At 59.4% G+C, this 9773-nt stretch carries 10 protein-coding genes; 5 read left to right on the top strand and 5 right to left on the bottom strand.

Annotated elements, in window-relative coordinates; genetic code table 11:
* The 5 genes from MU551_RS22910 to MU551_RS22890 all read right to left on the bottom strand — a co-directional run.
* Positions 1-313: acetylxylan esterase (locus MU551_RS22910; RefSeq protein ID WP_247048873.1), on the bottom strand; the 313-nt coding region annotated here is incomplete at its 3' end.
* Between the two features lie 99 nt (positions 314-412).
* The gene (locus MU551_RS22905; protein ID WP_247048872.1) at positions 413-871 is read right to left on the bottom strand and encodes an Lrp/AsnC family transcriptional regulator; all 459 of its coding nucleotides are present in this window, start codon (positions 869-871) and stop codon (positions 413-415) included.
* Between the two features lie 253 nt (positions 872-1124).
* Positions 1125-1406: a hypothetical protein gene (locus MU551_RS22900; protein ID WP_247048871.1), complete on the bottom strand. Its 282-nt coding sequence runs from the start codon at positions 1404-1406 to the stop codon at positions 1125-1127.
* Between the two features lie 440 nt (positions 1407-1846).
* A complete protein-coding gene (locus MU551_RS22895; RefSeq protein ID WP_247048870.1) occupies positions 1847-2503 on the bottom strand; it encodes an RraA family protein in 657 nt (218 codons plus the stop codon).
* 510 nt (positions 2504-3013) lie between these two features.
* A complete protein-coding gene (locus MU551_RS22890) occupies positions 3014-3601 on the bottom strand; it encodes a TetR/AcrR family transcriptional regulator (protein WP_247048869.1) in 588 nt (195 codons plus the stop codon).
* Positions 3602-4012: 411 nt separating this feature from the next.
* Here MU551_RS22890 and pdhA point away from each other — a divergent pair, with 411 nt between their 5' ends.
* From pdhA to MU551_RS22865, 5 genes are all read left to right on the top strand, one after another.
* Positions 4013-5161, top strand: coding sequence for a pyruvate dehydrogenase (acetyl-transferring) E1 component subunit alpha (gene pdhA, locus MU551_RS22885; RefSeq protein ID WP_372489916.1), 1149 nt, complete (start codon positions 4013-4015; stop codon positions 5159-5161).
* Positions 5158-6177 (top strand): alpha-ketoacid dehydrogenase subunit beta, encoded by a 1020-nt coding sequence (locus tag MU551_RS22880; RefSeq protein ID WP_247048868.1) that lies wholly within the window; start codon positions 5158-5160, stop codon positions 6175-6177. Before pdhA ends, MU551_RS22880 begins: the two co-directional genes overlap by 4 nt.
* Positions 6174-7511, top strand: a complete 1338-nt coding sequence (locus MU551_RS22875) for a dihydrolipoamide acetyltransferase family protein (RefSeq protein WP_247048867.1) — start codon at positions 6174-6176, stop codon at positions 7509-7511. The genes MU551_RS22880 and MU551_RS22875 overlap by 4 nt, the downstream gene beginning before the upstream one ends.
* 111 nt (positions 7512-7622) lie before the next feature.
* Positions 7623-9230, top strand: coding sequence for a carboxyl transferase domain-containing protein (locus MU551_RS22870; RefSeq protein ID WP_247048866.1), 1608 nt, complete (start codon positions 7623-7625; stop codon positions 9228-9230).
* A gap of 8 nt (positions 9231-9238) precedes the next feature.
* The coding region (locus MU551_RS22865; protein WP_281507442.1) for a biotin carboxylase N-terminal domain-containing protein at positions 9239-9773 on the top strand (535 nt) is incomplete at its 3' end.

Below are 9773 nucleotides of genomic sequence, written 5' to 3'. Positions count from 1 at the left end.
TCTCCTCGTTCACCAGACCGCGCCCACCGGAGTAGCCGACATATTGGACGACCACAGGCAGCCTGGAACCTGGGTCCCTGTTAGCGGGCAGGTGCAGCCAGCCCTTGATGGGTTCCCCGCCGTACCCGGCGAATGTCACGTCAAAAGTGTCAATCACAGTGAGATAGTTCTCCACGGGCTCAAACCGGGCGTTCAAGGGATAGGCCCTGGCGTCCCCGATCGTGGCATCCCAGAATTGGCGGAGGTCGTCCGGCACCGTCACATCGGAGGTGTAGCTGCGTAGCTGGGGCAACGGGAGGTCAAAGAGGGGCATGTACGTCCGATTCTGTCGTTCTGTGAAGGAATGGCTTAGTCAAGGATGGTCTTGCGGGTCTATGCCTTAGAGCCGAGGACTTAAAGGGTCGACGCGCCATCAGTGCTCAAGCAGTTGGCCAATCCGGTACGGAATGAGGTTCTTCAACAAAAGTGAAGTCATGGTTCGACGGATGCCCGGGCAGTTGCTGATTTCCTGGCCCACGCGAAATAAATCTTCCGCATTCTGGGCAACTACGCGGAGCAGAAGGTCGGCGTCGCCAGCCATCGCGTGAACCTCGATGACTTCTGGGATGGCATTCAGGGCTTGTACTGCGACTCCCAACGATGACTGTTCTACTTCAGCCGTTACAAGAGCCATCATCGGTAACCCCAGCGCTTCCGGCGTGATCCTTGTGCTGTTAGGGAGAAGGCAATCACCCGTAAGCCTCCGCTCGAGGCGGCTCTGCACAGTGCCTCGAGCCAATCCCAGTCTTCTGGCGAGGAACAGCATAGGAACGCGAGGGTCATCATCAAGGGCGAGGAAAATGGCCTTGTCAGTGCCATCGAATGCGTGCATAACACTCCATTTTGTGATCGACCGGACAGCTGAGCAACGGCCAATGGTTGTCCGGAAACATAGTGCCGTTAGGGGCCCAGTAGAAGGTGCGGCTTCTGAATGCGGTCGGAAGAGTCAGGCCTTATCGCCGCCAGTCGCTGTGTGGGCTGAGCGACCGAGTCCGATGTCTTTATAGAGGCTCATGAAGCCTGCAGTCTTTGGACAGCTGACTTCATTGCTAAGCCAGACGAGAAAGAGGCATGGCCCTAATCGTTCAAGGATCTCGGGCTTTTGCCTCGTCGTTCCCTTTCAGAGCCGAATTGGTCATTCGATAGGACATCTTCCCGTCCAATTGACGGGGTTCAACCCAGACTTCAACTCCTTCAGCGGCCTCAAAGAGGGCTCTGGTGTCGGGCCCGTCAGCTGCCAGCCATATCAATGAGGAGTCAGGCATGGCGTCATCAACTCTGCCTGACCTGACCAGAACTCCATTTTTGTGGATTTCTACTATGGCACCGACGAGCAGATGCCACTCTTCATGACGATATTTGGTCATTCTAGTTTCCAGGCATAACGGAGGCGTTTTCAGGACGTTGAGGCTGATGCCAAGGGACCCAGAGCCACCCACTGCCCTGACCCGTGGCCGGGATCGGCCAGCTCATTCCCTTGTCACAGGCAGCCCTTCTGGCTCGTAGGGAGGAACATGCTGCTGGAGCGAAGGACGGCTAGTCCAAGGACCTGGTGCGGTACTTCCCGTGGCTTTGACTGGGACGGCCAGCGTCGGGCGCGAACTGCTTTGAGGTGGCGAACCGGTTCGTCGGTTAGCATTCCTGATTTGGACAAGAGCTCTGCTTTTCATGTTCGGTGAGTTTCTTCTACGGGAGGACAATGAACCATCGGCGGGAGCCTGATGGGGTGGCATCGAATAGTCTGGCCGTCGAGGCGCTATGATTGATTTTCGATTTTGATTCTGGGTACGCGGCCTCCTGCATTTTCTTATAGCGCTGGGGCCGGTTTTTTGACGGAGTTTCGGATCTTTGCGCGGAGTTCGCGTTCAAAATTGTCGATGTCCTGGAGCTTGTCGAGGACTGCCGCGAAGCTGCTAGCAGGGACTACTGCAACTCCGTCGTCGTCTGCACAGATGAGATCGCCGGGATTTACTACGACGCCTCCGCAAGCTACTGGGACATTTACCGACCCTGGCCCATACTTGGCTGGACCCGCCGGTGACACGCCTCGGGCCCACAACGGTAGAGCCATCTCCTTAATGTCAGCCCGGTCCCTCGTTAGTCCGTCGATGATGACACCAGCGATGCCTGCAGCAAGGCAGATCTCACCGAGGAGATCGCCGAATACTGCCCGTGTTGTTCCTCCCAGGGCGTTGATCACCAGGATGTCGCCGGGTGCAGCGTCATCCAGGGCGCGGTGGATAGCAAGATTGTCCCCTTCACGGGTCAGTACGGTCAGTGCGGGTCCCACACAACGGCCACTGGTCCACTGCGCTGCGATTCCGGAGTCCATGAGGTTGAGGCGGTCCATAGCATCGCCGATGTTAGCCGTTGGGTATTGCTTGAAGGTTTGGACAACATCCAGGGAGCCGATGGCCGGGCGAGAGCCCACCGTCAAGGAGCTGGTTGGGGCGTCGATAAACATAGATCCCTCTCGGAGATTCATCCCATTGAAATTTTGGTACCAATTGGTAATCACCTCTTATTTTGCCTTGGAGTCGTGCTACACGCAATAGCTAAAGGCGAGTTTGCTTCCGGATCAGATTGGTGCCCACGGGATGTCGAGCCGCCGGATATCGTCAAGGGGCTTCTCAGGGCTTCTCGGGGCTTTTCGGGCTCGAGCGCAAGGCGCTGGGGTGATGGACAGCGGCGCCATTGGATCGGACACAGAGCCGAGTGCCGAGCCAACGATGCGAAGGGACACGCCTTATGTCGGAGAAGCTGAGTGTGGACATAGGGGTAATGCTGATCCGTTGCGGCTCTCAGCTTCTGGGGTTTCCGAATGCCGTATTCGTCCTTCGTGGGTTGGCCAGGTTGTCGTAGATGTTACCGGTGCCCCGGATGGGCAACGCTGACAGCGGCCAGTCCCTTTAGAGGGAGTACCGGGGCGGACGTCGATCCCCGCCGGGCCCGCCCGCGGGCTGTCGAATAAGCCTTACTGCGGGTGAGTGGCTCTTTGGTGAGGACGGAGGGAACCCTTAACGGCGGATGCCACGAGAGCGGTGATCTGACTGGCCGACATTCCCTCGGTCTCGTGCAGGTCAAGGACTTCACGAGGGTCCGTGAGCGCATTACACAAGAAGAGCGCGCGCCGCATCGGCACGTCTGCAAGTTCCTGATCGTCTAGCAGGTTGGCCAACGGACGCTCCCAGATCTCTAGTGAGGTCTGTATGACCGGGTCTTGTCGGTCCAGTCGCTCCAAATAGCCCGAACGGGAGCGAAGCCGGACGAGAACTTTCCCATGTTCAAAGACCAGATCGACCCAACGGGATAGCACTGCTTCGAACAGTTTGGGACCCGATAATGGAGAACTCGCCGAGAATTCGGCGAGTTCCTCCATCAGTTGATGAAGATAAGCGGAGAGAAGTTGATCTAAAGACGCATAGTAGCGGTAAGCGCTAGTAACGGCCACTTCGGCCCTCGCCGCAATGTTTTGCAGAGACAATGGCCCAGGGTTCTCCCGGACCTCTTCGGCCACGGCTCGCAAGAGGCGCTGCTTGTTTCTTCGGGTGTCGCTACGCACAAATGGGTCCTTCAACTTGGCCGGAACTCCATGCTCTCAAACCCTGCACGTGGAGTTTCACGAAAAAGCTGACAGAAGTGTGAAGGGCTAATTCATGTCCGTTTATGATTTAGGACCAGTCTAGCAATTGACACTTCAGTTTCAACGCCTTCCCACTCCGGACGGGTACCGACATATCCAACTCCAGAATTGGGATCCGCCGTTGCCAAGAGGAAACCAACAGCGTAGACGCCTGTCCGTTCTCTGAGCGTTAGGGATCGGACACCATGACCAGTGTCGTGCGAGACGTAGCGTGCCTTTCAGTCACGGTGTTCAGTGCCGCAGAACGGTGTTGTCTCGCCCATGATCGCGTGAGTACCGTCACAGCTGCAGGGCGAGGTAGCCCCGGGCAGAAGAAAAAGGGTGTGAACGTTGCGTACTGATGAGTTAAGCAATTCCCCAGGTCAGCAGGACTCCGGATTAAGAGGAGACAGCGGCATTATTCAGTTGGTTAGTCCTGAAGGTGATCTGGTAGGCGATCCGGACTTTGACCAGTGGGTTGAAGACGTCTCTGACGAGCAGCTTTCTTCGTTGTACGAAGACATGGTTGTCATCCGCAGGATTGACACTGAAGCCACCTACCTCCAGCGGCAAGGAGAACTTGCCTTGTGGCCACCTCTCCTCGGGCAGGAGGCTGCACAGATAGGATCAGCGCGGGCACTGCGCAGCGATGATTTCGTCTTCTCCAGCTACCGGGAGAATGGCGTCGCGTACTGCAGGGGAGTTCACTACGGGGACATCGTCCGGGTGTGGCGTGGTAACGCCCATTCGGGGTGGGATCCCTATGAGCTGAATATGGCAACCCCCCAGGTCATCATCGGCGCCCAAACGCTGCACGCCACCGGCTACGCCATGGGCATAAAGAACGACGGCGGCACTTCTGTCGCCGTTACCTATTTCGGCGACGGCGCGACAAGCGAGGGCGATGTCAATGAGGCACTAGTGTTCGCTGCCAGCTTCCAAGTGCCTGTGATCTTTTTCTGCCAGAACAACCAGTGGGCGATTTCGGAACCGGTGGGGCTTCAGTCCCAGATTCCCATTGCGTCCCGTGCAAAGGGGTTCGGCATCCCATCACTCCGGGTTGACGGTAACGACGTGCTGGCAGTTATGGCCGCCACGCGTGTCGCTCTGCGCCGTGCTCGAACCGGCGGCGGCCCGACATTTATCGAGGCAGTCACATATCGAATGGGCCCCCACACCACAGCAGATGACCCTAGCCGCTACCGGGACGCAAACGAACTCGAAATCTGGGCGGCCAAAGACCCGCTTGCCCGCGTGAGAGCACTTTTGGAGAACAAAGGGATTTTCACCCCCGAGCTTGAGGCTTCCGTGGCCGCCAAGGCAGACGCCGTCGCCAAGGAAATGCGAGAGGCGTGCATCAACATGCCGGACCCATCACCCATGGACGTTTTTGCCCACGTGTACAGCACGCCAAACACCACATTGGAAACTCAGAAGGAACACTACGCCCGTTACCTCGACACCTTCGCGGTTGCCAGCAATGAAGGAGTAAACGGATGAGCACCATGACCTTCGGCCGAGCCATCAACGCAGGGCTGCGCAGGGCCCTGGAGGACGACCCAAAGGTCGTACTCATGGGAGAGGACATTGGCAAACTGGGCGGCGTCTTCCGAGTAACCGATGGTTTGCAGAAAGACTTCGGACCTCATCGGGTCATTGATACCCCGCTTGCGGAAGCTGGAATCATGGGCAGCGCCGTCGGCCTCGCCTATCGGGGTTACCGACCTGTCGTCGAGATCCAATTTGACGGGTTCATTTACCCAGCGTTCGACCAGATCGTGTGCCAGGTAGCCAAGCTGCACTATCGGACGCAGGGCAAAGTCAGGATGCCGATCACCATCCGGGTGCCATTCGGCGGGGGGATTGGCTCGCCGGAACATCATTCGGAATCCCCGGAGGCCTACTTCACGCATACGTCGGGCCTGCGCGTGGTCAGCGTATCCAACCCCCAGGACGCCTATACGATGCTTCGGCAGGCCGTCGCATCGGATGATCCAGTCCTGTATTTCGAGCCCAAACGCCGGTATCACGTTAAAGGCGAAGTCGAAGAGAACATTGAACTTGGAGAAGAACTTCCCCTTGGCAGTGCCAGCGTGCGCATCGCCGGCAGCGACGTGACACTGGTGACATATGGCCCCCTAGTAAAAACGGCTATGGACGCAGCACTGGCTGCAGCCGACGACGGAATTTCAGTTGAAGTCATAGACCTCCGTTCACTCGCGCCCATCGATTTCTCACAGATTGAGGCTTCTGTAAGGAAGACCGGCCGACTGGTCATTACTCATGAAGCCTCGCGGTCAGGGGGCCTGGGAGCTGAGATCGCCTCCACCATCACCGAACAATGCTTCAATCACCTTGAGTCAGCACCGGTTCGAATCACGGGCTTCGACATCCCTTACCCGCCATCAAAGCTGGAATCACACCACCTTCCAGATCTGGACAGGATCCTCGACGGCGTAGACCGGGCCCTTGACCGGCCGAATTCTCTAAGTGGACTGGTGGGACGAACAAAGTGACCACAAAGGAATTTAGGCTCCCGGACCTGGGCGAAGGGCTGACCGAATCGGAGATTCTCCACTGGAAGGTCGCCGTCGGCGATGCCGTCGAACTCAATCAGGTTATCGCGGAGGTGGAGACGGCAAAGGCGGTAGTGGAGCTTCCTTCCCCTTACGCCGGAATCATCGCCGTACTTCACGAGCAACCGGGCACCGTTGTTGAAGTCGGTACCCCCATCGTGACATTCACGCTGCCGGGAGACTCTGACGGCACGCCATCACACACCGACGACGACGGATCGGCAAGACGGATCCCGACTCTCGTTGGCTACGGGGCCGAAATTGACAGGACAGGGCGGCCAACGCGCAAACCCCGCAAGTCGTTTCACCCACCATCGGATGCCCCAGCCGCTTCTGCTGTCCCCAAAACTCCAGCTCCGTCTTCTGGGGGTTCGTCCGGCTCAGCGGAACGACCCCGCTCCACACCCCCGGTCCGGAAGCTCGCACGAGATTTAGGCGTGGATCTGGCCTCGATTGTCGGCACCGGCCCGCAGGGACTGATCACCCGGGCTGACATCGAAGCCGCGGCGAACTACCCCGACAAGCAAGCGGCGGACAGTCAAACAGCCGATATCGAGGCGCCTGGGGAAAAGGAACGGGAAACGAGAACGCCCATCAAAGGCGTACGCAAGCACACTGCCTCTGCGATGGTGTCGAGCGCATTTACCGCGCCGCATGTAACTGAGTTCCTGACTATTGATGTCACGACCAGCATGGAGTTGCTCGAGACGTTGAAGTCTAGCCGCGACTTTGCCGGCTACAAGCTCACACCTTTGACGCTTGTTGGGAAAGCAGTGCTCGTCGCGTTGCGCCGCAATCCCTCGTTGAACTCCCGATGGGACGAAGCTCGCCAGGAGATCGTCCAGTTCAATTACGTCAACCTGGGCATTGCCGCCGCAACACCGCGTGGGCTCACTGTGCCGAACATCAAGGACGCGGACCGCATGGGACTTTTGGAACTCTCCGCCGCCTTGAATCAACTCGCCCAGACAGCCCGGTCAGGCAAGACCACGCAGGCCGAGCTCTCGGGCGGCACGATGTCCATCACGAACATAGGCGTCTTCGGCATCGACGCCGGGACACCCATTCTGAACCCCGGAGAGGCGGCTATTTTGGCTGTCGGTTCCGTCAGGCGCCGACCGTGGGAGCACGTCGGCGCTGTCGCCCTTCGGAGTGTCATGACCCTGAGCCTCTCCTTTGACCATCGGCTGGTTGATGGCGAACAGGGCTCGCGATTCCTTTCCGACGTTGGCGCCATCATGTCCGATCCGGCGGTGCTCATCACGATGGTCTAGCCCGCCGCGTACTGGACTTCCGCCGGCACTGATTGGGCTGGACACCGCGTCCTTCTCCGTACCTGCTGCTCACAGGGCAGGAACACCCATGCACCTTGAAATGGAAAGCTTATGCACACGATAAAGAGCCTGGTGGACACTACCAGCGAGGTCTTTGAAGCCAACAACATCGCCCAACTTTCGCTGGCAGGAGAACTTCAAAAGCGTCTGGCCCAAACGGCGTTGGGTGGGCCGGAGAAGTCCCGTGAACGCCACGTGGGCCGGGGCAAGCTGTTGCCACGTGAGCGGATCGACCAGTTGCTGGATGAGGGCAGTCCGTTTCTGGAGATCGCTCCGCTGGCAGCCAACGGGATGTATGGCGGTGATTGTCCAGGTGCGGGAGTGATTGCCGGCATCGGCCTGGTCCATGGCAGGCATGTGCTGGTGATTTCCAATGACGCCACGGTCAAGGGCGGCACCTACTATCCCATGACTATCAAGAAGCACCTGCGCGCCCAGGAGATTGCCCTGGAGAGCCGGTTGCCCTGTATCTATCTGGTGGACTCGGGCGGGGCTTTCCTGCCCAAGCAGGATGAGGTTTTCCCGGACAAGGAACACTTTGGCCGGATCTTTTTTAACCAGGCCAGGATGTCTGCGGCCGGTATTCCGCAAATCGCTTCGGTGATGGGTTCCTGTACTGCTGGTGGCGCCTACGTCCCGGCGATGAGTGATGAGACGGTGATCGTTCGTAACCAGGGGACGATCTTCCTGGGTGGGCCGCCGCTGGTGAAGGCCGCCATTGGCGAGATCGTCACCACGGAGGAGTTGGGCGGGGGTGAGGTGCACTCGAGGATTTCGGGCGTCACGGACCACCTGGCTGAAAACGATGAGCACGCTCTGCAGATCATCCGCGACATTGTGGCGACGCTGCCGATGCCGGCGGCCTCCGCCTGGGATGTGGACACCTCCGTCGAGCCGGCAGCGGATCCGGCCGGACTGTATGGGGCCGTGCCTACGGACGTGAATGCGCAGTATGACGTGCGTGAGGTGATCGCGCGGTTGGTGGACGGCAGCCGGTTCCATGAGTTCAAGAAGGAGTACGGCGTCACGCTGGTGACGGGATTCGCCCGGTTGCACGGGCATCCGGTGGGGATTGTGGCGAACAACGGGGTGCTGTTCAGCGAATCTTCGCTCAAGGGCGCACACTTCATCGAGCTGTGCGACCAGCGCGGGATCCCGCTGGTCTTTTTGCAGAACATTTCCGGTTTTATGGTGGGCAAGGACTCGGAGCAGGGCGGCATCGCCAAGAACGGGGCCAAGATGGTCACCGCAGTGGCCACCGCGCGGGTGCCCAAGCTGACGGTAGTGATCGGCGGGTCCTTCGGGGCGGGCAACTACTCCATGTGCGGCCGGGCGTACTCGCCCCGCTTCCTGTGGATGTGGCCGGCGTCCCGGATTTCCGTTATGGGCGGCAACCAGGCCTCCAGTGTGTTGGCCACCGTCAAGCGGGACCAGTACGAGGCCGCCGGCCAGGATTGGTCCGTCGAGGACGAGGAAGCGTTCAAGGCCCCGATCAAACAGCAGTACGAGGACCAGGGCAGCCCGTACTACTCCACCGCCCGCCTCTGGGACGACGGCGTGATTGACCCGGCCGATACCCGTACCGTGCTGGGGCTGGCGCTGGACGTCGTCTCCCATACCCCGCTGCCGGAAACCTCCTTCGGCCTCTTCAGGATGTGAGCCCAGCGATGACTGAAGCACCCCAACTGACTCAGCCGACCGTGAAGCCGGCACTGTTCCGTGCTGTTCTGGTGGCGAACCGGGGCGAGATCGCCTGCAGGGTAATCCGGACCCTGCATTCTTTGGGGATCCGTTCGGTGGCTGTTTACAGCGATGCCGACGCCGGTGCCCGGCATGTGCGCGAAGCCGACGCGGCGGTCCGGATCGGTCCGGCCGCGGCGGCCGAGAGCTACCTAAAGATCGAGGCCATCATCCGGGCATGCCGGGAGACCGGTGCAGAGGCGGTGCACCCCGGGTACGGGTTTCTGAGTGAGAACGTCGATTTTGCCCGCGCCCTTCAGGAGGCTGGCATCACGTTCATTGGCCCGGGGGTGGAGTCCCTGAACGTGATGGGGGACAAGATCCGGTCCAAGAACCACGTGGCCGGCTACGGCGTGCCGGTGGTGCCAGGCATCGCTGAGCCGGGCATGACGGACACCGAGCTGATGTCGGCCGCGGACGGCGTTGGTTTTCCGCTGCTGATCAAGCCGTCCAGATCGGAAG

Origin of the sequence: Arthrobacter rhizosphaerae (assembly GCF_023062595.1) — a bacterium.
Taxonomy (GTDB): domain Bacteria; phylum Actinomycetota; class Actinomycetes; order Actinomycetales; family Micrococcaceae; genus Arthrobacter; species Arthrobacter rhizosphaerae.
The sequence above is the reverse complement of the archived record's forward strand: the minus strand, read 5'-3'. Positions and strand labels throughout refer to the sequence as shown.